This window comes from Roseateles sp. L2-2 (genome assembly GCF_050613215.1).
Lineage (GTDB): Bacteria > Pseudomonadota > Gammaproteobacteria > Burkholderiales > Burkholderiaceae_C > Roseateles > Roseateles noduli.
The window spans coordinates 5250041-5272442 of record NZ_CP192509.1; the positions used below are offsets into that span (position 1 = coordinate 5250041).

The 22402-nt window shown below is 69.6% G+C and carries 14 protein-coding genes; 6 read left to right on the forward strand and 8 right to left on the reverse strand.

Going from position 1 to position 22402, the window contains the following annotated elements; all coding sequences use genetic code 11:
• Positions 1-33: 33 nt before the first annotated feature.
• On the forward strand, positions 34-5580 hold the full coding sequence (locus ACQZ13_RS23490) for a TcdA/TcdB pore-forming domain-containing protein (protein WP_431048312.1): 5547 nt from the start codon (positions 34-36) through the stop codon (positions 5578-5580).
• Between the two features lie 77 nt (positions 5581-5657).
• Here the strand turns inward: ACQZ13_RS23490 and ACQZ13_RS23495 are convergent, their stop codons facing one another.
• The 4 genes from ACQZ13_RS23495 to ACQZ13_RS23510 form a co-directional block, all read right to left on the reverse strand.
• Positions 5658-6653: a Bug family tripartite tricarboxylate transporter substrate binding protein gene (locus ACQZ13_RS23495; protein WP_431048313.1), complete on the reverse strand. Its 996-nt coding sequence runs from the start codon at positions 6651-6653 to the stop codon at positions 5658-5660.
• A gap of 62 nt (positions 6654-6715) precedes the next feature.
• The gene (locus tag ACQZ13_RS23500; RefSeq protein WP_431053366.1) at positions 6716-7657 is read right to left on the reverse strand and encodes a hydroxymethylglutaryl-CoA lyase; all 942 of its coding nucleotides are present in this window, start codon (positions 7655-7657) and stop codon (positions 6716-6718) included.
• Positions 7658-7766: 109 nt separating this feature from the next.
• Positions 7767-8963 (reverse strand): CaiB/BaiF CoA transferase family protein, encoded by a 1197-nt coding sequence (locus ACQZ13_RS23505; RefSeq protein ID WP_431048314.1) that lies wholly within the window; start codon positions 8961-8963, stop codon positions 7767-7769.
• A gap of 314 nt (positions 8964-9277) precedes the next feature.
• Positions 9278-10168, reverse strand: a complete 891-nt coding sequence (locus tag ACQZ13_RS23510) for a LysR substrate-binding domain-containing protein (protein ID WP_431048315.1) — start codon at positions 10166-10168, stop codon at positions 9278-9280.
• 57 nt (positions 10169-10225) lie between these two features.
• Between ACQZ13_RS23510 and ACQZ13_RS23515 the strand changes: the two genes are divergently transcribed.
• The 5 genes from ACQZ13_RS23515 (at position 10226) to mdoH (ending at position 17560) form a co-directional block, all read left to right on the forward strand.
• Complete coding sequence (locus ACQZ13_RS23515; protein ID WP_431048316.1) at positions 10226-11674, forward strand: ATP-binding protein; 1449 nt, start codon at positions 10226-10228, stop codon at positions 11672-11674.
• Positions 11671-12234 (forward strand): hypothetical protein, encoded by a 564-nt coding sequence (locus ACQZ13_RS23520; RefSeq protein ID WP_431048317.1) that lies wholly within the window; start codon positions 11671-11673, stop codon positions 12232-12234. Before ACQZ13_RS23515 ends, ACQZ13_RS23520 begins: the two co-directional genes overlap by 4 nt.
• 22 nt (positions 12235-12256) lie before the next feature.
• A complete protein-coding gene (locus tag ACQZ13_RS23525) occupies positions 12257-13618 on the forward strand; it encodes a sigma 54-interacting transcriptional regulator (protein ID WP_431048318.1) in 1362 nt (453 codons plus the stop codon).
• Between the two features lie 244 nt (positions 13619-13862).
• Complete coding sequence (locus ACQZ13_RS23530; RefSeq protein ID WP_431053368.1) at positions 13863-15371, forward strand: glucan biosynthesis protein G; 1509 nt, start codon at positions 13863-13865, stop codon at positions 15369-15371.
• A gap of 11 nt (positions 15372-15382) precedes the next feature.
• Positions 15383-17560, forward strand: a complete 2178-nt coding sequence (gene mdoH, locus ACQZ13_RS23535) for a glucans biosynthesis glucosyltransferase MdoH (protein WP_431048319.1) — start codon at positions 15383-15385, stop codon at positions 17558-17560.
• A gap of 432 nt (positions 17561-17992) precedes the next feature.
• Here mdoH and ACQZ13_RS23540 read toward each other — a convergent pair whose 3' ends face one another.
• The 4 genes from ACQZ13_RS23540 to ACQZ13_RS23555 form a co-directional block, all read right to left on the reverse strand.
• On the reverse strand, positions 17993-18397 hold the full coding sequence (locus ACQZ13_RS23540; RefSeq protein ID WP_431048320.1) for a GFA family protein: 405 nt from the start codon (positions 18395-18397) through the stop codon (positions 17993-17995).
• 180 nt (positions 18398-18577) lie between these two features.
• The gene (locus ACQZ13_RS23545) at positions 18578-19429 is read right to left on the reverse strand and encodes an urease accessory protein UreD (RefSeq protein ID WP_431048321.1); all 852 of its coding nucleotides are present in this window, start codon (positions 19427-19429) and stop codon (positions 18578-18580) included.
• Positions 19426-21036, reverse strand: coding sequence for an ABC transporter substrate-binding protein (locus tag ACQZ13_RS23550; protein ID WP_431048322.1), 1611 nt, complete (start codon positions 21034-21036; stop codon positions 19426-19428). The genes ACQZ13_RS23545 and ACQZ13_RS23550 overlap by 4 nt, the downstream gene beginning before the upstream one ends.
• 262 nt (positions 21037-21298) lie before the next feature.
• Positions 21299-22231 (reverse strand): SDH family Clp fold serine proteinase, encoded by a 933-nt coding sequence (locus ACQZ13_RS23555; protein ID WP_431048323.1) that lies wholly within the window; start codon positions 22229-22231, stop codon positions 21299-21301.
• Positions 22232-22402 lie beyond the last annotated feature (171 nt).

Here is a 22402-nt window from a genome sequence, read left to right on the forward strand (position 1 = left end):
CACTGAAGGGGCTCCACAACGACCGAGCCCGCCATGCCCGCCAGCTCCCCGATCCTGTCACGTCTGCTCGATGCCCTGCCCCGGGTGGAGCCTGTCAAGCGGTCCCTGCCTGATACCGCACTCGATCCGCACGGCGGACTGCTGCTGCTGTTCGCGCGCGAACACCTGCCCCGCGGCGACGGCACGCCGCCCGACGGGATCAGCTTCGCCGACGGCACGAAGGACGCGCTCGTGAGCTGGGCCATCGACTTCACGATGCGCGAAATGCCGCCGGTCGCCGGCTTGCCATCGGAAAACTTCCGCGACATGTGGACGGCGCTGTTGACACCCGTGGTCGACTCGATCATGACCGCCGTCCGCAGCGGCGATTTCTCCCACGTCGCAATCGCGGCGCGAATGCTCGACAGCATGCTGCGGCTGCGCGAGAGCGGCGACAAGAAGCCGCGGGTGTGTCGATTCACATCGGACAACACACTGTCCCTGTCCCTGTCCCGGGCCCAACCCACCCAGGTGATCCTGCCGCTGTCCGAAGGCATGCTGCTGAAACTGGTCAGCGCGGCCACGGCCTCCGCCATCCGGGCCAGTCCCGCTTCGGCGACCGCGGGCATGGGCGAGCGCCTCCAGGCGCTCAAGGCAACGCTCTGCGAGCAACCGTTCACCATCGATGTCGCGCGTGCACGCCCCCTTTGGCAGTCCAGGTCGCCGGCGCAGGCTGCGGAGTTCGAGTCGCTCCGGGCCGCGTACCGGGCACAGCGGCGCCTGGCAGGTCTCGGCGTGGTCCCGCTTCCTCGACTGATCGATTCGGACTCGGTCCCGGGATCACCACAGGCGCCGGATGGGCCGGCCTTGCGCTCCGCCTTGGGTGCGACAGGCGGGAACAAGACACCCATCGCCGCCTCGGAACTGCTCGAGCAATCGCTGAAGCCGATCGACCCGACGCCCGCGGAGCGGGAGGCCGGACGTTGGTCGTTCGCATCCGGGCCCCGCGAGTCCACGGCCGACCTTCACGTCGCCCCCTTGCCCGCGACCCACTCGACAGGGGAACTCGCCGCCCAGGACAAGCAGTTCCAACTGCTGCGCGACTTCGTCCTGGGTCGATTCTTCCTCGCCCGGCGGCCCGTCCACCGGCTCGATGTCAGCCTGGACGGCGACGCGATCCGGGTCGGCCGCCTGGTCGTCGCCCGGAAATCGACCACGGGGGCCTGGCTCGCCGATCGCCCGGCCATCCAGGAGGTGCTGTCGGCGACGGTCGTCAGCCGTTCTCCCGATAAAACACCCGTCGATCAGTGGTGGGACGCCAGCGCCTACCGATTCCTTGAGCCTCGCGTGCGCGCGGCGACGGTCCGCACGTTGCGCCTTTACCTGCAGATGGAAGCGGACGGCGCCGAGTCCTGGCTGACCCGATACCGCTATCCCGACGAGGCCGTCTGGATCCAGATCGACCGGCAGGGCGGTCAGCGCATCGTGGCCGGCGAGGCCGTGCTCGCGCGACTGGCGCCTGACCACCAGGTGAAGCTCGAGATTGCCGGTCACGGCCATCTGGGAGAGTCAGGCGCCCGGGAACTGTCCCACTATGCCCCGTCCGAACTCGTCGGGCGCGTGAAGAACGCGCTGGACGCGCTGGGCCTCTCCCGACCGGCCGGCGCGGTCACCCTGATCTCCTGCGCGCTGGAGACGCCCGCCGTCCGCGACTCCTATGCGGAGCTGCTGCTCAATGCCGGCATCGAACAGGGCGTCTTGACACCGCGCGCGCAGGTGACGGCGTACTCGGACATCCTCAGCTTGAGCACCAGATTCCTGCTGCTGGCGCCGAGGGTGTTCATCCGCCCCAGGCTCGCGCGGAAGACCTTTCGCTTCGACGGCGCGCCGTTGAAGCGGCATGCGCCCGAGACGACCTGGATCTACAGCATCGATCCCGCGACCGGCCGCGTCGCACGCCGCGACAAGTATCCCGCCGCACCCGGCCAGACCGAGGCGGACACGACCGTGCTGGAGTACTTCGCCGGCGGCAACGAGGGATGCGCGATCCTCGGCCGCGCGGGTCGCATCGCCGATCGCCTGCGTCCCTCGGCCCGACACCATCTGATGCCCTCGCGCATCGACCTCGGCCGCCCGTACCTGAGCTTCTTCGATGAACGCTCCGGCGCGATGACCACGCGCGCCCTGGACGTCGCGGATGACGCCCGTCTCATGGCGGCCTACATGACGGGCCTGTCCGGGCTGGTCGAGGGGGCCTCGGGCGCCGGCGCGACGGCGTACGTCGACCCCTTGGGCGCCGAGGCGCCCGACGGTCTCAACATCGGTCTGCTCGCCCTGGCGTTCAGTCAACTGTCGCGGCAATCGCGCGGCGGCACGGCCCATCAGGCCGCCTTGATGTACATCGGCCTGTCCCAGGGCGGCGCCTTCCTGACGGCGGACGTCACGACGCTGGCGGAGATGGTCCATGCGGCGATGCGAAGCGCCGATCCGGCCGTCGCCTCCGGCGTGGCTCAGGCCGGACGCGCGCTGGCGCGGGGACTGCGCGGCCTGGGCGCCCTGGCTCAGGGCGCCATGGTGGGGATGGACGTCGCCACCCTGATCGACGCCGTCGATTCGACGGACGCTTCCGCCGTCACCGCCGCCGGCGTCCAGCTCGGATTCGACGGCGCCGGCCTGCTCCTGATGGGAGGCGGTACGGTGGCCGGTCTGGCGGGCGTCGGCGCCCTGGGCGCGGTGCTCTCCGACCTCGCCACGCCGGTCGCGGGGATCGCCATCGGCGTCACGGGCCTCGTGCATGCCGTCGGCACCGAGAAGGATCGCCTGAGGCACAACCTGCAGCCGCTGCACAGGATCGACGCCGGCTACGACACGCCCTTGCAGCCGATCCGGTCGCCGGGCTCGTCGACGCCGTCCCGCCTGCTCCACGTCGCGCCGTGGGCCCCCGTCGATCGCATCGATTTCGTCCGTGGCGAGGTCGGCTTCGCCAACGCCACCATCGGCCAGTCCTCGGCCAGGCGGGTACTCAGCGTCTTCTCCGACGACGACGCCGACAAGCAAGGCTCGTTCTGGCGCCACGGCGAGAACCTGGACCTGTGGACCATGCTGTGGAAACCCGGCCGTCAGGCCGACCCGGTCGCGACGCTCACCCAGGCGCAACGCGACCCGGCGAACATCCTGCTGCTGGCGGCGCCCCCCGTGGTCGACATCGACTTCGAAGCCTATTCCAATGGCCGTCCGGGCGCCGCGACGCTCGACGACGCCCTGCTGGACCGCCTCCGTCAGCGCAGCGGCGACCGGTTCATCGGCGACTACGTCGCCTCGATGAGCATGGCCAGGTCAGCCGATGTCTGGCACTACGCCTATCGGCGCCACACGGTCACGGTCGTGCTGGACGACGCGACGCGCACGCTCGCGCTGCCATCGCGGACGCAGCTCGACGCCATGACCTTCACCTTCAAGAACAACGACGGCGTGGCGGATCGGACGATCCATCCGATGGATCCGTCCCTGGTCGACTACCGCATCGTCGGCGGCGGCGGAGCGACCGTGCTGGCGCTGCCCGGCGACGGCCTCGCCCGTCCCCCGATCACCCTCATCCCTTCCGGGCGCCCCGGCGAACAATGGACCTTCGTCCTCGACGGCGCGCTGAGCGACGGCGGCAAGCCTTTCGAGTTCCTCGACGGCGACGCGGCCGGCACCGGGGCGGGCTTGCGCCTGGACGGCCAGACGTTCCGGTTCGAGTCGATGCCCGACGCGCCCGTGGCGATCGTCGACACCCGGTTCCCGACACTGAGCGTGCGCGTGGACTTGCGTCGCCAGAGCGCCGCGCTGGTCGTCGACGTGGGGCGCAACCCGTCGCCCCAGGACCCGTTCGTCGAAGCGGCCACCCACCTTCACGCGCTGCGCAAGACGGCACGCGAAGGCGGATTGACGTCGCTGGCATTGCCGCAGCAGCCCGAGGGCATGGTGCTGTTGGCGGCACGGGGCTTCGCCTGGGGACCTCCGGGTCCCGGCGAAGCGAAGATCACGCCGACGGACCTGCCGCCGGATACGCAAGGCCGCTACGTGCCGCTGGACGGCTATGTGGACCTCGGCAGCGGCCGTGCCGTCCTGCGGGGAGAACAGAACCTGTGGATCCACGATCCCGATCCCATGAGTCCGATCGGGGCGGATCGCTGGCTGCGGATGACCGACCCGGCGACGATCGATCCGTGGGGCCGACCCGTCGTCCAGGGGGCGGGCAACCACCATGTGAAGGCCGTCAGTTTCACCTTGAACTGGGACACCGGCGTGTTCGAGCGCAATGCGCTGCAGCTGACCGATGCAGGGGCTGACTGGGTCAGCCGATGGATGGCGCACCGCGACGCCTGGACGCCGGCGCAGCTGATCGGCGATCTCCGCGCGCAGGGCCTGCTGGACGGTCTTGATCTGCAGGGGCCAGGCGGTTCCCGCTCGCCGGAGGATCCCCTGTCGGTCTTCCATGTCGCGCCGGACCCGTCCGACGTCAGTACCGCGGACGGCCCGGTCGCCCGCCGCCCCTACGCATCGTTCAGCATCGCCGGAGAGGCGCAGACCCTCGTCGATCTCGAGGGCAACCGCTTCGAGCAGCGGGGACGCATGCTGCTCGTCTCATTGAAGGAACATCTGAACACGATGTTCCATCTGGGCCGGCGCCACGGCATCGATGCCGGCGACGTGCAGTCGCTGAACTTCCTCTCGACATCGCCCCGCCGCATCCTGCTCCAGGGCAACGGTCGAGACGTCGACCTCTCGGCGGCCCTCGGGATGCAGGGGGTCGATGAGGTCGTCATCCTGCCGGAAGGCGATGACGCGCGTCGCCGTCTGCATGTGGACGAAGGGACGGACGCCGACCTCCGTTCCGCGTTCAACGGCCGCGACCTGCTGCTGTTCGACGCGGCTCGCCCGTCCTCACCGTTGATCCGCGTCCGCGACGCCTTGCGGGTCGGCGATCACGCGTCGGGGCACGCCCTCATCGCGGATCCGCGACTGACGGTCCTCCTGCACCGTTCCGGCAGCGGACAGCCGCTGCCCACGACACACCAGTGGCTGGACACGCCGATCCTGACGCTGCACGCGGGCAGGATGGCCCTGCAGCGCGACGGCGGCGATCTGGTCGCCCGCAGCAGCGACGGCTGGGACGAGGAACGGCTGTCCGGGTTCTTCGATCCGGACGCCCCGGGCAACGACGCCGCCAAGGCGCCGCAGGACGCGGCGCTGATGGTCCGCCTGCGTGGCGATGCGGGAGGCTGGGCGTTCGGCAGGCTCAACAACAACAATCTGCTGGACATGATGGCCGCGCAGGACGCCTTCGGCACGCCATCATCGTTCGACTGGTCGATCGACGAGCGCGCGGACAGTCGTCTCCGCGTCCCGAACCTGACGACGGACGCGCAGGGGCGCGTCACGGCGGGGACGTTCAAGCTGCAGGCCGCCCTGCTGAGCGACTACGTCGCCGCCATGCCGCCCGCCGCATCGACGGATACGGTCTTGCGCTTCCTGCCGGAGCAGGAACTTCCGTCCTGGGCGGGCGCCGGTCCGGACTTCCCGTCAACGAACCGGCACAGCTTCACCGCCTCATGAACCCTCATGGGGGGAGTGCTGGGCGACGCCCTCCCCTCAGGCTGGACTCAGGCTGGATCAAGCCGCGTCACGCCGCCTCAATCCGCCTGGATCTTCGCCGACGAGATCACCTTGCCCCAGCGCTGGAACTCCGCGTCCGAATGCGCCTGCAGCTGCTGCGGGTTCATGTAGTCCGCGGTGGCGCCCAGCTCCGCCGCCTTCTTCTTGAACTCGGGCGTGGCCATGATCTTCTGGATCTCGCTGGTCAGCTTGTCGACGACTGCCTGCGGCGTCTTGGCCGGCGCGAACACGGCGAACCACGAGCCCGCGTCCAGGTTGGGCAGGCCGGCCTGCGTGGCGGTCGGCACGTCGGGCAGCGAGGACAGACGCTCCTTGCCCGTCACCGCGACCGCGCGCAGCTTGCCCGCCGCGATGAAGGGCATGAACGGCGGCGGCGTGCCGAAGGTCAGGTCGACCTGGCCGCCCAGCAGATCCTGCAGCGCCGGGCCCGTGCCCTTGTACGGCACGTGGATCATCTGGATGCCGGCCTGCTGCTCCAGCATCACGCCGGTGACGTGCTGCAGCGAGCCGTTGCCCGAGGACGCGAACGACAGCTTGCCGGGGTTCTTCTTGGCGTAGGCGATCAACTCGGCGGTGGTCTTCGCGGGCACGCCCTCACGCAGGACGATCAGCTGCGGCGCGGTCAGCACGTTGGCGACCGGGCGCAGGTCCTTCAGCTCCCACGCGCCCTTCTGGATGTGCGGCGTGATCACGTGGTAGCCGGAGTACTGCATCAGGATGGTGTAGCCGTCGGGCTCCGCGCGCTTGGTCGCGACGGCGGCCAGCGCGCCGCTGGCGCCGGAGCGGTTGTCCACCACCACCGTCTGTCCCAGCGCCTTGCCCAACGGCTCGGCCAGCATGCGCGCGGCGATGTCGGTGGTGCCGCCGGGCGCGGCGCCCACCAGCATCGTGATCGGCTTGTTCGGATAGGACTGCGCGTGCGCGGCGGTCATCGGGGCCAGCGCGGCGGCGGCCGTGGCGATCAGCGCTACGGCGGGAGCGGCCACGGCGAGGCGGCGGCGGATTCGGTTCATGGTCTTGTCTCCGGGGAAGCCGCTCGTGGCGGCGTTGTCGTTGGGGTGAGGCGGGAAAGGGTTCAGGCGTCGCGGGCGAGCGCGCGTTCGCGGATCGCGTCGAAATCGCGCGGCCGCGGGTGCAGGTCCAGCCGGCGGCCGGCGCTGACGATCTGGCTGGGCACCGGATGGCCGATGAGCGGGGGCAGACGCTTGGCCGCGGCGATCAGGCGCTCCAGGTCCACGCCGGTGTCGCAGCCCATGCACTGCAGCGCATGGACGATCTCCTCGGTGCAGACGTTGCCCGTCGCGCCCGGCGCGTACGGACAGCCGCCGATGCCGCCCAGCGATGCGTCGAAACGGTCCGCACCGGCGTCGATCGCCGCGATCACGTTGGCCAGGCCCATGCCGCGCGTGTTGTGGAAGTGCAGCGTGAGCTGGGCCTCGGGCCAGCGCTCGCGGAAGGCGCGCACCAGCGCGACGACCTGCGTCGGGTAGGCCATGCCGGTCGTGTCGCACAGCGTCACGCCGCGGGCGCCCAGGTCCTCGAGGAAGTGGCCGCACCAGCCCAGCACCGTCTCGAACGGGACGTCGCCCTCCATCGGGCAGCCGAAGGAGCACGACAGCGACACGTTCACCGCGATGCCGGCCTGGTGCGCCATCGCGGCAACCTCGGCCAGCCCGGCGAAGGACTGCTCGCGCGTCATCCGCAGGTTGGACAGGTTGTGGCTCTCGCTGGCGGACATCACCAGGTTGAGCTCGTCGGCGCGGGCCTCGATGGCGCGCTCCGCGCCGCGGACGTTGGGCACCAGCACCGTGTAGATCACGCCCGGCTTGCGGACGATGCCGGCCATCACCTCGGAGGCGTCGGCCAGCACGGGGATGGCCTTCGGCGAGACGAAGGCCGTGACTTCGACCTTGGCCAGGCCCGCCTCGGACAACGCGTCGACCAGCGCGATCTTGTCGGCGGTCGGCACGAAGGTGGTCTCGGCCTGCAGGCCGTCGCGGGTGCCGACGTCCTGCATGAAGATGCGCCGGCCGGCGCCGGTCCAGACGTCGGAAGGCACGCGGGCAGTGGCGCCCGCGATGGCGCCGGATGCGGAGGAAGAAGAGGAAGCGGTCATCACGGAGCCTTCAGGAAACGATCTTGCGGTCGCGGAGCGCGGCGATCTGCTCGTCGGTGAGGCCGATCTCGCGCAACACCTCGTCGGTGTCGCCGCCCAGTCGCGGCGCGGGGCGGCGCACGGCGCCGGGGGTGCCCATCAGCTTGGGCACGATGCCGGGCACGTCGAGCTCGTGGCCGTCGCGCGTCTGCTGCTTGATGATCATGTCGCGGGCGCGGAAGTGCGGGTCCTCGACGATGTCCTTGGCGGTATAGACGCGGCCGGCGGGCACGCTGGCTTCGCCCAGCGGCGCGAGGACTTCCTCGACGGTGCGCGTCGCGGCCCAGGCGCCGATGGCGGCGTCGATCTCCTCGACGCGGGCGACACGGCCGGCGTTGTTGGCGAGCGCCTCGTCGTTGGCGAGGTCCTCGCGGCCGATGACCTGCATCAGCCGCTTGAAGATCGAATCGCCGTTGCCCGCGATCAGCACCACGCCGTCCGCGCAGGGATACGCGTTCGACGGCGCGATGCCGGGCAGCGCGGAGCCGGCCGGGCCGCGCACGGCGCCGAAGGCGCTGTACTCGGGGACCAGGCTCTCCATGACGTTGAGCACGGCTTCGGTGAGCGCCACGTCGATGACTTGGCCGCGGCCGCCGTTGACCTTGCGGTGATAGAGGGCAGTCAGCACGCCGATGGTGCCGTGCAGTGCGGCGAGCGTGTCGCCGATGGAGATGCCGCAGCGCACGGGCACGCGGCCGGGTTCGCCGGTCAGATGGCGCAGGCCGCCCATCGCTTCGCCGATCACGCCGAAGCCGGGCAGGTCGCGATAGGGTCCCGTCTGTCCGTAGCCGCTGATGCGCAGCATGATCAGGCCGGGGTTGGTCTTCGCGAGTTCCTCGTAGGACATGCCCCAGCCTTCGAGGGTGCCAGGTCTGAAGTTCTCGATCAGGACGTCGGCCTCGGCGATCAACGCGCGGGCGACGTCCTGGCCGTCCTTCTGGCGGAGGTCGAGGGCGATGGAGCGCTTGTTGCGCGACTGGACCTGCCACCAGACGGAGGTGCCGTCCTGGATCATGCGCCAGTTGCGCAGCGGGTCGCCGCTGCCGGGGGCTTCGATCTTCACGACGTCGGCGCCGAAGTCGCCGAGCGTCTTCCCGGCGAACGGACCGGCGATGAGTTGCCCCATCTCGACGATGCGCAACCCGTGCAGGGCCTGCAGACCTTCCATGGCTCAATGTCTCCTTGTAATGGAGACGGATTCTGGGAAGGACCGCCTCCGGTGGGAATGCCGGAGTGACGGCGCCAGCTTTCACGGATCGCGAAAGCGGGCTGGGGTTGCCACCTAGGTCAGCTGGGCGAACCTACTCGCGTCTGTTCTTGCTCCCTCTCCCGCTTGCGGGAGAGGGTGGGGGTGAGGGGCGCGCGCAGCGCGCGCGGTCTGGGCAGTCAGCAAGAAGGCTTTGGTACTTCCACCGCCGCTGGCCCTCACCCCTGCCCTCTCCCGCAAGCGGGAGAGGGAGTAAGGGAAACGCCGAGCGGTGACTACAAGCACAGGTGATCGATGAACACCCGCACATGCCTCGGGAGCGCATCCAGGTCGCGCACCCCGATGAGCAGCGTGCGGTCGGACCAGGTCTCGTCGAGCCCCACGCGTCGCAGGTTCAGCGGCTTGAGCAGCGGTTCGACCGCCACGTCCGGCAGCACGGCGATGCCCATGCCTGCAGCCACCATGCGGCACATCGCGTCGAAGCTGCGGACCTGGATGCGGTTCTTCAGGCGTCGGCCGAGCTTCTCGGTCTCCATCTCCAGGCGCTTCTGCAGCGAGGTCGCCTTCGCCAGCGTCACGAAGTCGTGTTCGACGGCCTGCTCCCAGCGCACCGTCCTGCGTTTCGTCAGCGGATGTCCGACCGGCGCCACCAGCACCAGCCGGTCGTGCCGGTAGTTCAGGACGTGCAGGCCCAGCGCCGGCGTGCGGTCCGCGAAGATGCCCAGGTCCGCGCGTCCGTCCAGCACCGCCACGACGATCTCATGGCTGTCCGCCTCTTCGAGCTCGATCCGGATGCGCGGGTTGTCGCGCACGAAGGCCGACACCTGCTCCGGCAGGAACTGCGTCACCGCCGAGGTGTTGGCCCACAGGCGCACGACGCCGGTCAGGCCGGACGCGTAGTCGGACAGGTCGGCCGTCATCTGGTCCACGTCGCTCAGGATGCGCTGTGCATGCTGCTGCAGCGCAAGGCCCGCCGCCGTCAGCGTGACGCCGCGCGAATGGCGCTCCAGCAGCGTCGTGCCCAGCGAATGCTCCAGGTCGCTCAGGCGCTTGCTCGCGGCGCCCACCGCCAGCGCAGCCAGTGCCGCCCCCTTGCTGATGCTGCCCGTGCGGGCCACCAGGCTGAAGAGCGACAGCGAGACGAGATCGACACGATGCAGATTCATGGCCGGCGAAGTATCCGTCCGGCGGGCGTCCCGGGGCGACGGCTAACATGCCGCCCGATGCTGAACCGCATTTCCTTCCGCCAGATGCTGCTGATCGGCTTCCTGTCGATCGCCGGCCTGCTCGCCGCCGCGTCGCTGGGCGGCCTGCTGACGCTCGAACGCCTGACCGTGCAGAGCCGCGAGGCCGTCGTGCGCGCCGCGCGCATGAGCGCCGAGGTCCAGCAGCTCGGCGACCGCGGCGTCAGCATGGAACGCGCCGCCCGGCAGTACGCCGTCCTGGAGGACCACGTGCTCCGCCAGCGCTTTGCGGAGGACGCCGACGACGCCGAACGCCTGCTCGGCCTGCTGCGCACGCAAGGCCTGGCCCCCGCGCCGCTGGACGCGTGGAAAACCAAGCTCGACGAGATCCGCGCGCTGATGGACACGCCCCGCGGCGCCAACCCCCGCAAGCGCGAGACCGACCTGATGACGCGCTTCCGCGAACTGGGCGGCCTGACCGGCGGCCTCGCCGACGACGTGCGCAAGCACGCCGAGACCAGCAACCGCGTGCTGCAGGACAAGCTGGAGAACGGCCGCGTGCTGCTCGGCCAGCAGGTGCTGGGCGCCATCGGCATCGCCGCGCTGCTGTCGCTGGTGTTCGGCATCTTCCTGACCCGGCCGCTGCGCCACCTCGCCCGCGCCATCAAGGGACTGGGCGAGAACCGCCTGGACGACCGCATCGAGATCCGCGGCCCCGCCGACCTGCGCGTCATCGGCCAGCGCCTGGACTGGCTGCGGCTGCGGCTGGCCGAGCTCGATGCCGACAAGGCGCGTTTCCTGCGGCACGTCTCGCACGAGCTCAAGACCCCGCTGGCCGCCCTGCGCGAAGGCACCGCACTGCTGGAGGACGAGGTCGCCGGCCCGCTCAACGAGAAGCAGAAGGAGGTGACCCGCATCCTGCGCGACAACACCGCCGTGCTGCAGCGCCAGATCGAGGACCTGCTGCGCTTCAACGCCGCCGCCTTCGAGGCGCGCGACCTCAAGCCGCAGCGCACCGAGCTCATGTCCCTGATCCAGGGCACGATCGACCACCAGCGGCTGCAATGGCAGGCACGCGGATTGCAAGTGAGCCTCTCCGGCGGACCGCTCGAGGCGGAGGTCGACCCGGCCAAGATCGCGGCCGCCGTCGGCAACCTCCTCTCCAATGCGATACGCTTCGCCCCGCCCGGGGGGCGCGTGGACATCGCCCTCGCGCGCCAGGGCGGCCAGCTCACCATCGACCTGCGCGACAACGGCCCCGGCGTCGCGCCGACGGACCAGGCCCGCATCTTCGAACCCTTCTACCGCGGCGAACGCCAACCCGACGACGCGCTCAAGGGCACCGGCATCGGCCTGTCCATCGTCACCGAATACATCGCCGCCCACGGCGGTCACATCGACCTGCTGCCCGCCGACCAAGGCGCCCATTTCAGAATCACGCTGCCATGCGCCCACACGCCCCGGTTCCTGAAGTCCTCGAACGCATGACGTCCGCCGCCCGGGCCCTCCCGTTCGCCGCCGCCACGATCATCGCGCTGCTGGCCACCGGCTGCGCCCAGCAGCCGCCCAAGACCGTCATCAAGGAAGTGCGCGTCCAGGTGCCGGTGCAGGTGCCTGTCGTCGCGCCGACCGACAACGCCGCGCGCATCGTGCTCAACCTCAACGACCGGCTGCGCCAGATGAGCCCGCTGGAGCTCGCGCAGGAAGTCGCCCCGCGCGACGACGCCTCGCTGCCGCCCGGCACCGCCGTGCAGCTCGCGCTCGCGCTGATGTTCAGCCACGCCAACGGCGAGACTTTCCGCGCCCAGACGTTGCTCGACCAGGTCCTGCGCGACGCGCGCCCCGAAGCCGACGAATGGCGCCCGATGGCCCAGTTCCTCGTCGACCGCGTCGCCGAGCAGCGCCGGATGGAAGGCGAGCTCGACAAGGGCCGCCTGGCCCGCGAGGACCTGCAGCGCCGCCTGGACGACGCGAACCGCAAGCTGGAAGCGCTGAAGGCGATCGAACGCAGCCTGGGCGGCCCGCGTTCGGCGTTGGACAAGCCATGAGCGTCCCGGACAAGGACTGCGCATGAGCGGCGGGGCGAAACTCCTCATCGTCGACGACGACGCCGACCTGCTGAAGCTGCTGCAGATGCGGCTGGAAGCCGCCGGCTACGACGTCACCGCCGTCGGCAGCGCCGAGGCGGCGCTCGCCAAGCTCGACGTGCAGCGGCCCGCGCTGGTGCTCAGCGACGTGCAACTGCCCGGCATGGACGGCCTGGCGCTGTTCAACACGATCCGCGAGCGCCACCCCGCCCTGCCCGTGATCCTGCTGACCGCCCACGGCACCATTCCCGACGCCGTCGCCGCCACCGCGCAGGGCGTCTACACCTACCTGACCAAGCCCTTCGACGGCCGCGCGCTGCTCGACACCATCGCGCAAGCCCTGACCCTCACCGCCGTCCACCAGGACGACAGCCCCGACCAACTCTGGCGCGAGTCCATCGTCAGCCGCTCCAACGTGATGGCCGAGGTGCTGGCCGAGGCGCGGCTGGTGTCCGCCTCGCAGGCGCCGGTGCTGATCCGCGGCGAGAGCGGCAGCGGCAAGGAGCTGCTCGCCCGCGCGATCCACGCGGCCAGCCCGCGCGCCAAGCGGCCCTTCGTCGCCGTCAACTGCGGCGCGATCCCGGAGCCGCTGCTGGAGTCCGAGCTCTTCGGCCACGTCAAGGGCGCCTTCACCGGTGCGCTGGCCAACCATCGCGGCCTGTTCCAGGCCGCCGACGGCGGCACGCTGCTGCTCGACGAGATCGGCGACATGCCACTGCCGCTGCAGGTCAAGCTGCTGCGCGTGCTGCAAGAGCACCAGGTGCGCCCGGTCGGCGCCAGCGCCGCGGTGCCCATCGACGTCCGCATCCTGTCCGCGACCCACCGCGACCTCGAAGCCGCCCTGGCCGAGGGCCAGTTCCGCGAGGACCTCTACTACCGCCTCAACGTCGTCAGCCTGACGCTGCCCACGCTGGACGAGCGCCGCGAGGACATCCCGCTGCTGGCGCAGCACTTCCTGCAGAAGCTCGCGACCAAGTACGACAAGCGCCTCAACGGCTTCGCGCCCGATGCGCTGAAGGCGCTCACCATGGCCGCCTGGCCGGGCAACGTGCGCCAGCTCCACAACGTCGTGGAGCAGGTCAGCGCGCTGGCCACCTCACCGCTGATCCCGCTCTCACTGGTGCAGCGCGCGCTGCGCTCGCCCAGCATCGAAGTACTTCCTTACGCCGAGGCGCGACAGCGCTTCGAGCGCGAGTACCTGGTGGGTCTGCTCAAGCTCACCGACGGCAACGTGGCCGATGCCGCGCGGCTCGCCGACCGCAACCGGACCGAGTTCTACCGCTTGCTGCAGCGCAACGGGCTGGACCCCTCCATGTTCCGCGCCGACGGGCCTGTCGCTGAATAGCGACAAGAAAATCCCTTTCAAATCAAGCACTTGGAAGAACCGGCGGCAATCGCGTCGCCCTCCGGCGACAGAAATTCCCGTGTGCGGCACCGCACCAACGACGTAAGTTGTTGATTTAAAACAGATTTCCCATGTGGCACAGGCCTTGCAGTAGGTGTGTCACATGAGAAATATTCACACCCCCTCCTCTCGGATCCTCATCCAGGCGGCCAGTGCCCGCCTTCAGGCCGGCCAGCGTCGGTGGATGGGGTCGTTCTTCGGACTCGCGGTCGGCGCCGCGCTGCTGGCGGCCACCGCCGCGGCGCACGCCTTCGGCTTCGACGAGGTGGCCGAGCGCGCCAAGGCGCTCGCGGCCAAGCCCTACGTCGCGCCGCCGGACACGCTCCCGACCGAGCTCAAGAACCTGAACTACGACCAGATGCGCGACATCCGGTTCAAGCCGGCGCGCGCGCTGTGGCGCGAGGAGAAGCTGCCCTTCGAGCTGATGTTCTTCCACCTGGGCCACTACCAGACCCAGGCCGTGCGCATCAACGAGATCGTCGGCGGCCAGGCAAGACCTGTCCCCTTCAAGCGCGAGGATTTCGACTACGGCAAGAACAGCCAGCTGTCGCCGCAGAAGTGGGGCGACGTCGGCTACGCCGGGTTCCGCGCGCACTACGCGTTGAACAACGACAAGTACAAGGACGAACTGGCCGTCTTCCTGGGCGCGAGCTACTTCCGCGTCCTGGGCGCCAACCAGCATTACGGCCTGTCGGCCCGCGGCCTGGCCATCGACACCGTCGGCGGCAAGGGCGAGGAATTCCCGCGCTTCACCGAGTTCTGGATCGAGCGCCCCGCCGCCGATGCCAAGTCGCTGACCGTGCATGCGCTGCTGGACTCGCAGCGCGCCAGCGGCGTCTACACCTTCGTGATCAAGCCCGGCGCCGAGACCGTGGTCGAGACCCGCGTACGCCTGTTCATGCGCTCGCCGGTCGCCACGCTGGCGATGGCCCCGCTGACCAGCATGTACCTGTTCGGCGAGAACCAGCCGCAGAAGGGCGACTTCCGACCCGAAGTCCACGACAGCGACGGCCTGATGGTCGCGAGCTCGACCGGCGAATGGATCTGGCGTCCGCTGATCAACCCGAACGGCACGCTGACCACCTCGTTCACCCTGCCCGGCGTGAAGGGCTTCGGCCTGATGCAGCGCGACCGCAAGTTCGCCAACTACGAGGACACCGAGGCGCGCTACGAGATGCGCCCCTCCGCCTGGGTCGAGCCGACCAGCGACTGGGGTCCGGGCCGCGTGGAGCTGATGTCGCTGCACACGCCCGACGAGACGCACGACAACATCGTCGCCTACTGGGTGCCCGCCAAGCAGCCGGCCCCGGGCCAGCCGCTGGACTACTCGTACCGCCTGCACCTGCAGGGCGAGCAGCAGCAGCGCCCGCCCGGCGCCTGGGCCGTGCAGTCCCGCACCGGCTACAGCTACGCCAAGCTCGACAAGAACGAGCAGCAGTTCATCGTCGACTTCGAAGGTCCGTCGCTGGCCGCGCTGCCGGCCGGCGCCGAGGTCAAGGCTGTCGCCAGCACCAACGGCAACGGCGAGGTCACCGAGGTCAACGCCTATCCGAACCCGGTCACCGGCGGCTGGCGCATGGCCGTCCGCATCAAGCAGCTCCGCCCCGGTCAGTCGACCGAGCTGCGCGGCTTCCTCCAGACGAAGCAACAGGTCCTCACCGAGACCTGGAGCCTGATTCTTCCTCCCCAGTGAAGGAGCACGACATGATCGAATCCACGCACACCGCCACCGTGCACCCCGCCGCCGCCGCCCCCGGGCCGGTCGGTCCGAGCGCCCCGGCGATCAAGCGCGGCGCGATGGTGCCCCGTCCCTGGGGCCAGCGCAATCCGCCGGTCGACGCCCTGCCCGGCGCCGAGCCGCCCGAGGCCTGGGAGACCGCCGCCAGGAACCGCCGCAACGCGCTGAAGCTGTCGATCGTCGGCGCCACCGCGCTCGCGACCGCGGTGCTCTGGCAGACGCATCGCGGCTGGGCGTCCGATCCGTGGGCCTTCGCACTGCAGTGCGTGCACCTGGGGCTGTTCGCGCTGCTGTTCGCCTGGGTCAGCGCCGGCTGCGTCACCGCGGTCATGGGCTTCTGGGTCATGCTGCGCGGCGACAGGCACGCCATCAGCATCAAGGACGCCGGCAATGACGCGCTGGGCGCCGACGCGCGCACCGCGCTCGTCATGCCGATCTGCAACGAGGACGTCACCACCGTCTTCGCCGGCCTGCGCGCCAGCTGCGAGTCGCTCGCGGCGGCCGGCGCGCTGCGCCTGTTCGACGTGTACATCCTCTCCGACAGCTCCGACCCCGAGCGTCGCACGCAGGAGCTGGCCGCCTGGGCCGAACTGCGCGCGCAGTTCGCCGGCCGCGGCCGGATCCACTACCGCTGGCGCCAGCGCCGGGTGAAGAAGAAGGCCGGCAACGTCGCCGACTTCTGCCGCCGCTGGGGCCGCAACTACCGCTACATGGTGGTGCTGGACGCCGACAGCGTGATGAGCGGCGACTGCCTGCTGGGCCTGGTGCGCCTGATGGAGAAGCATCCGCGCGCCGGCATCCTGCAAGCCGCCAACCAGGTCTGCGGCCACGACACGCCGCACGCCCGCGCACAGCAGTTCGCGAGCCGCGTGACCGGTCGCCTGTTCGCCGCCGGCATGCAGTTCTGGCAGCTGGGCGAGGCCCACTACTGGGGCCACAACGCGATCATCCGCGTCAAGCCCTTCATGAAGCATTGCGCGCTGGCGCCGCTGCGCGGCAAGGACATCATGTCCCATGACTTCGTCGAAGCCGCGCTGATGCGCCGCGCCGGCTACCAGGTGTGGCTGGTGGCCGACCTGCCGGGCAGCTATGAGCAACAGCCGCCGCACCTGCTGGCCGAGCTGCAGCGCGACCGCCGCTGGTGCCAGGGCAACATCCAGAACGCCGGCCTGATCGCCGAACCGGGTCTGCACGGCGTCCACCGCGCGATGCTGGTGACGGGCGCGCTGTCCTACCTGGCCGCGCCGCTGTGGCTGCTCTACGTCGGCCTGGGCGTGCTGCTCTGGAACGTCGGCGGCAACGAGGCCTTCCAGCCCTTCCTGGAAGACGGCTCGCTGGCCCCGGGCGTGGCCGCGCTGTGGCTGGGCACGATCGGCATGCTGGTCCTGCCGCGCCTGCTGTCGGTGGCCGCGCTGATCCTGCGCGGCGAGCAGTCGCAGTACGGCGGCTCGCTGAAGCTGGTGGCCTCCTGCGCCACCGAAGCCGGCATGTCGCTGCTGCAGGCGCCGCTGCGGATGGTCGCGCATTCGATCTTCTGCGTGGTCGCGCTGACGGGCATCTCGCTGGACTGGAAGTCGCCCCCGCGGGCCGCCGAGGACGTGTCCTGGCGCGAGGCCTTCGCCGCCTACGGCCGCATCAGCCTGGTGACGCTGGCCATCACCGCGCTGATCGGCGCGCTGAGCCCGTCGACGCTGATCTGGATCGCGCCTATCGCCCTGCCGCTGCTGCTGGCCGCGCCGATCACGGTGCTGTCGAGCCGTGCCAGCCTGGGCGAGCGCATGCGCCGCGCCGGCCTGCTGGTGATCCCGGAAGAAAGCCGCACGCCGACGGTGCTGCGCAACGCCTGGGCCTATGGTCGCCAGGAGCGCCGCCTCCCCGGCTTCGCCGACCTGCTGGCAAGCCGCCGCCTGACCGCTCTGGCGGCCGAGGCGATGGGTCGCCGCGACGTCGGTCTGGGCAAGCGCGCCGAAGTGCGCGCCCGTCGCCTGGGCGAGCTGACGGCGCAGCCGGGCGTCGTCGACGCGATGAGCAACGCCGACCGCATGCGCTTCCTGAGCGAGCCGCACCACCTGCTGCGCCTGGCCCAGCCGCTGCGCCCGGCCACGTTCACCGAAGTCCGGCCGGACCTGCGTCTGGCCGCCTGATCGGAAACGAGGAACACAGGAACGCCCCATCGGCCCGGGCGCCCCGCCGACGAGTCATGGCGGAAGCGCGGCGCCCGGGACCGGTGGATGCGTACTGCCTCCGCCGCTGGCCCTCACCCCAGCCCTCTCCCGCAAGCGGGAGAGGGAGCAAGAAGGCCTCAGTACTGCCACGGCCGCTGGCCCTCACCCCAGCCCTCTCCCGCAAGCGGGAGAGGGAGCAAGAAGGCCTCAGTACTGCCACGGCCGCTGGCCCTCACCCCAGCCCTCTCCCGCAGTGCGGGAGAGGGAGCCTCCACCGCTCAGGAGTAGTCGATGGAGGCTCGGTGCCCGTTGGCCCCTCTCCCGCACTGCGGGAGAGGGGTTGGGGTGAGGGGCGCGCAAAGCGCGCGGGCTCTAGGCAGTCATGCGGCGCTCTTCGCCTGACTCTCCCCGCTACATCGTGTCCTTGTCATAGGTTCTGACCTCCTCCGGCAACCGGACCCAGCCGTGCATGCGGCAGGTGTAGACCGAGTCCTGGGGCGGCGGGAACGAAGGATCTCCGAACCCGCCGACGGCGACGCCGACGGAGCCTTCCACGCCTTCTTCCGTGTGGAAGACGTTGCTCCCGCAGACGGGGCAGAAGTGGAAGCGGAAGCGTGCGCCCTGGTCGCCGGCGCGCACGAACTCGGTGGCGATGCCGACGACCTCATAAGGTTCGGCGAAGGCCGCCAGCGTCGCGAAGACACTGCCCGTGCGACGCTGGCACGCCAGGCAATGGCAGAGGCCGGTTCCCAGCGGCTCTCCCTGCACCACGATCTTCAATTGGCCGCAACTGCACGAAGCGGTACGTGAAGCCATGCGATCACCTCCCTGGAGACCGTCTGTGGAGAGGCCATGCTAAGCGCTGCCCTGGTGCGCTGGCTACAACTCTGAGACATCGTTGCCACATCGACATCGAGGGGCGTCCCCAGAGTGGGGGATGCGTGCGGGCCGGGCAATTGCCCTGGCATGGTGAAGCGGTCGCGCCGGGCGCGCGGCCTACATCGCCCAGAGGCGCGGCGAGGTGCCGTCCAGACCCCACAAGACCTGACGCCAGGCCGCCCAGCAGCGGCGCAGCAGCAGCGACACCGGCTCGACGACCGGTCCCAGCGCGCGCACGACCAGCACGCCGTCCTGGGCCGCCGTCGCTCCGGCCGTGAGTCGCAACGGATCGGCGTCGATCAACGCACGGACGGCGTCGAGCGCCTCTTCGCGGCGGCCGCGTTCGATCGCGGCGCCGGCCGCGAACACCAGCGTCCCGAGGCATCGATGGCCGGCCAGGCCCAGTGCGCCGTCCATCAGCAGCGCGTCGCCCGCGTCGAGCAGTCCGCGTTCGAGCCAGACGTCCGGAATCTCCAGATGTTGCTGGAAACGTCCCGCCGAATACGGCTGACCCGCGCCGGGCAGCCCGAGCGCGGTGATGTCCCAGGCGAACAGCTCCGCCGTCGGCGCGAGGGTGAAGCGCGCCTCGTTGAGCGCCTCGCAGCCTGGATAGGCGATGGCCTCGAGCGGCAGCCACTCCAGGCGGGCGCGGTCGCCCAACGACGCCTGCACGCGCTGGGTGGCCAACGTCCTCGTCGGACTTCGATAGAAACGCGTCGCACCCGGCGTGGTCACCAGCGCGTGGGCGCCCTCGCCCACCGTCACCGCGATGTCCAAGGTGTCGCCGCCGACCAACCCGCTGGGCGGATGCACCAGCACGCTGTGGCAGATCGCGTCGCCTTCGGGATAGAGGCTCTTCAACAGCCGCAGCGGCCCTTCATGCTCGTGACTGACGACGCAGCGGCCTCGTTCGGTCCGGTAATCGGCGCGCAGACGCGCCAGCCATTGCTTCTCAAGGGTCCCTGTCATTTCGGCAGTGTCACCCAGGCGTAGTCCAGCCAGTTGTCGGCGCGGTGCACGGCCTTCACGCCTTGTCGCACCGCCCACGGCGCAGCCTGCCGATGGAGGGGGATCACATGGATCTGCTCGCGGTATTCCTGCAGGGCGGCACGGATCAGTTGCTCGCGCTTGACGGGATCCGCCTCCACCGACGACGCGCCCGCGAGTTGATCGAACTTCGGATTCTTCGACCGACCGTAGTTGTAGTAGCCCGCCCCGGAAGGCTTGTCGTCGCTGCGGTAGACCGGCGTCAGGATGGTCTCCGCGTCGGTGATCGCGCCGCCCCAGCCCATCAGGTAGAGGCTGGTCTCGTAGCGCTCCAGCTTGGGGAAGTAGAGGACGCGCGGCATCGCGTTGACCTTCACTTTCACCTTGATCTGCGCCCACATCGACGCGAGCGCGAGGCAGATCGCCTCGTCGTTGACGTAGCGGTTGTTGGGACAGTCCAGCGTCACCTCGAAGCCTTCGGGATATCCGGCATCGGCCATCGCCTTGCGCGCGGCGGCGAGGTCGAAGGGCAGGCGCGTCTCCAGCGCCGGATCGTTGAAGGCGCCCAGCGGCGACGGCGTCAAGCCGCCCGTGGGCTGCGACAGGCCGTTCATCAGGCGCTTGTGGATGGCCTCGATGTCGATGGCCTGGTACATCGCGCGCCGCACGCGCAGGTCCTGGAACGGGTTCTTGCCGTTGGGCGAGCGGCCGTAGACCAGCGTGTCGCGCGCCTGGTCCATGCCGACGAAGATCAGCCGGTTCTCCAGTCCCTCGATCACCTGCACGCCGGGCGTGGCGCGCAGCCGCGGCACGTCGCGCGGCGCCGGATCGAGCAGCAGGTCGACCTCGCCCGATACCAGCGCGGCGAGCCGCGTCGCGTCGTTGGAGATCGGCGTGAACTGCACCTCCTGCACGTTGCCCTCGAAACGGCCCCACCAGTTCGGATTGCGCTTGTAGACGGTGCGGATGCCGGGCTGGCGGCGCACCAGCATGAAAGGGCCGGTGCCGTTCATGTTGAAGCCGGCGAAGCTCTCCTCGTTGTCCTTGAAGCTGAGGGGCTTCGTCACCTTGTGCTGTTCGCTCCAGGACTTGCTCATGATGAAGAGCAGGTCCAGGTGCTGCAGGAAGATCGGATTGAAGCGCGGCTGGGTGATCTCGACGGTCAGATCGTCGATCTTGCGCGCGGTGCCGACGGCATTGGCGTAGACGGCGACCTGCGAGGTCGGCGCCTTGGCGCGCTGCAGCGAGAACACGACGTCGTCGGCGGTGAACGGGGAGCCGTCGTGGAACTTGACGTTGGGGCGCAGCTTGAAGCGCCAGACGAGCGGACTGACCTGGGTCCATTCGGTGGCAAGACCCGGCACGATGGCGAGCTGGCGGTCGCGGGCGGTGAGCCGCTCGTAGACCTGCGAGTTCATGCCGTTGGTGAGGCTCTCGTTCTGCGAGTGCGGATCCATCGTCTGGGCGTCGCCCTGGCTGGCCCAGCGCAGCGTCTGCGCGTGGGCCGCCGATGCCCCGCCGAGCGCGCCCACGAGGGTGCCGCCGACCACGCCGGCGCACAGCGCCAGCAGCATGAGCCTTCGTGTCATCCCGCGCTCCCCGACGTCGTGTGATGTCGGGGAGTGTAGGGAGCGCAGGCTCAGCGGGAGGTCGGGGTCTTTCCGGACGGGTCACTGCTCATCGGGCAGCACGCGAGAGGGGACAGCGAAATTTTGGGCGTAGTGCCAGGCCCTGCGCGCGGCCTCCTCCTCCGACCACGATCGAGCTTCCCACGGCGTCGGCGACGGCGCCGGCATGGGCGGCCGGGTTCGGTGCATGTCAAACAGACCGGGATACATCCTCAACATGGCTTCAAACATCAGCTGGCGCGAGCGGGCAAAAACCTCGTGCATGGGTTCCTTCGAGTACATGTGAATCCTCCTTGTCAATGAAAGGAAAACGAAACAGCTGGACCGTCGGCGCAGCAAGCGTGTTGAGCGAAGCCATCGAATGCCCGAGCCGTGTGGCAATCTCGGCGACTGCACCGATCGGCTCCCGGACGTCGAAGAACAGGCGCCGCGCCTCCTTGCGATCGATCGCGAACGCGTGCGATGGATATCGCCGCATCAGTTCATTGATGCCATCTGCATCGATGTTGCCGCCCTTCTGCGCCAGACGCTCGCCATACGCGGCGGCAATGGCCATCGCGCGCGTCACCTCGACGAGTCGACGAGGATCGACCTTTTCGAGCACCGGTCGGAACATGCGCGCAGTCATCAGTGAAGCTGCATTGACTGCCGCTTCGTTGGACAGGCCCTGGGCCGAGATGGCGCGCACCGCAATGGCGAAGCTTTGAATCTGATGCGGCAGCAACTGATCCAGAACGCCGCCGAACTCGAGTCCGGAGCCGCGAATCGAAAATTCACCCACCCTCGGAATCTGCATATCGATGGGGCCCAACTCGCCACGATCGCCCATATGCAACACCGACGCGCCGAGCACGATCAGCGTTCCCGCACTCTTGCAGTAACGCGGCACAAGGGCCTCGACACGTTGGTAGTGGAACCCCAGGGCCCTGGCGATGCGGAATGCCGCATGCGGATCACCGCCAGGCGTCTCAAGCACGACAAGGACTTGGTCGTTCGTGCGTTGCTGTTCGAGGACTGTGCTCAGTCGCTCATAGCCCTCGACGGTGACCGGACCCGCATAAGTCACGACATCAAACGGTGGTTGCAGCGGCTCGGATTTCCGCGGACGTGCCGGCACTTCGTCGGCGGGGCTCGCCTCTTTCAACAGGACTGCCATCAAGTGACCTCCAGCGCCATTCATCAGCGCGAGGTCTGCATCTTCCTGCGGACGGTTCAGGCGAACCATTGCCTGAACTAGGAGACTTTCGCCTCAGACATTGAGGAGCGCTACCGCTCTGAGTCATCGATGACTACCGAGACTTGCGGGGACTGCGCACGCAGCCTCTCC

Bases quoted from the DNA above. Each gene is read 5' to 3' on its own strand.
- ACQZ13_RS23520 (WP_431048317.1), top strand. From the start codon at position 11,671: ATGACGTCCGCCGCCCGGGCCCTCCCGTTCGCCGCCGCCACGATCATC.
- ACQZ13_RS23505 (WP_431048314.1), bottom strand. From the start codon at position 8,963: ATGGAAGGTCTGCAGGCCCTGCACGGGTTGCGCATCGTCGAGATGGGG.
- ACQZ13_RS23545 (WP_431048321.1), bottom strand. From the start codon at position 19,429: ATGACAGGGACCCTTGAGAAGCAATGGCTGGCGCGTCTGCGCGCCGAT.
- mdoH (WP_431048319.1), top strand. From the start codon at position 15,383: ATGATCGAATCCACGCACACCGCCACCGTGCACCCCGCCGCCGCCGCC.
- ACQZ13_RS23510 (WP_431048315.1), bottom strand. From the start codon at position 10,168: ATGAATCTGCATCGTGTCGATCTCGTCTCGCTGTCGCTCTTCAGCCTG.
- ACQZ13_RS23500 (WP_431053366.1), bottom strand. From the start codon at position 7,657: ATGCAGGACGTCGGCACCCGCGACGGCCTGCAGGCCGAGACCACCTTC.
- ACQZ13_RS23525 (WP_431048318.1), top strand. From the start codon at position 12,257: ATGAGCGGCGGGGCGAAACTCCTCATCGTCGACGACGACGCCGACCTG.
- ACQZ13_RS23555 (WP_431048323.1), bottom strand. From the start codon at position 22,231: ATGGCAGTCCTGTTGAAAGAGGCGAGCCCCGCCGACGAAGTGCCGGCA.
- ACQZ13_RS23490 (WP_431048312.1), top strand. From the start codon at position 34: ATGCCCGCCAGCTCCCCGATCCTGTCACGTCTGCTCGATGCCCTGCCC.
- ACQZ13_RS23540 (WP_431048320.1), bottom strand. From the start codon at position 18,397: ATGGCTTCACGTACCGCTTCGTGCAGTTGCGGCCAATTGAAGATCGTG.
- ACQZ13_RS23530 (WP_431053368.1), top strand. From the start codon at position 13,863: ATGGGGTCGTTCTTCGGACTCGCGGTCGGCGCCGCGCTGCTGGCGGCC.
- ACQZ13_RS23495 (WP_431048313.1), bottom strand. From the start codon at position 6,653: ATGAACCGAATCCGCCGCCGCCTCGCCGTGGCCGCTCCCGCCGTAGCG.
- ACQZ13_RS23550 (WP_431048322.1), bottom strand. From the start codon at position 21,036: ATGACACGAAGGCTCATGCTGCTGGCGCTGTGCGCCGGCGTGGTCGGC.
- ACQZ13_RS23515 (WP_431048316.1), top strand. From the start codon at position 10,226: ATGCTGAACCGCATTTCCTTCCGCCAGATGCTGCTGATCGGCTTCCTG.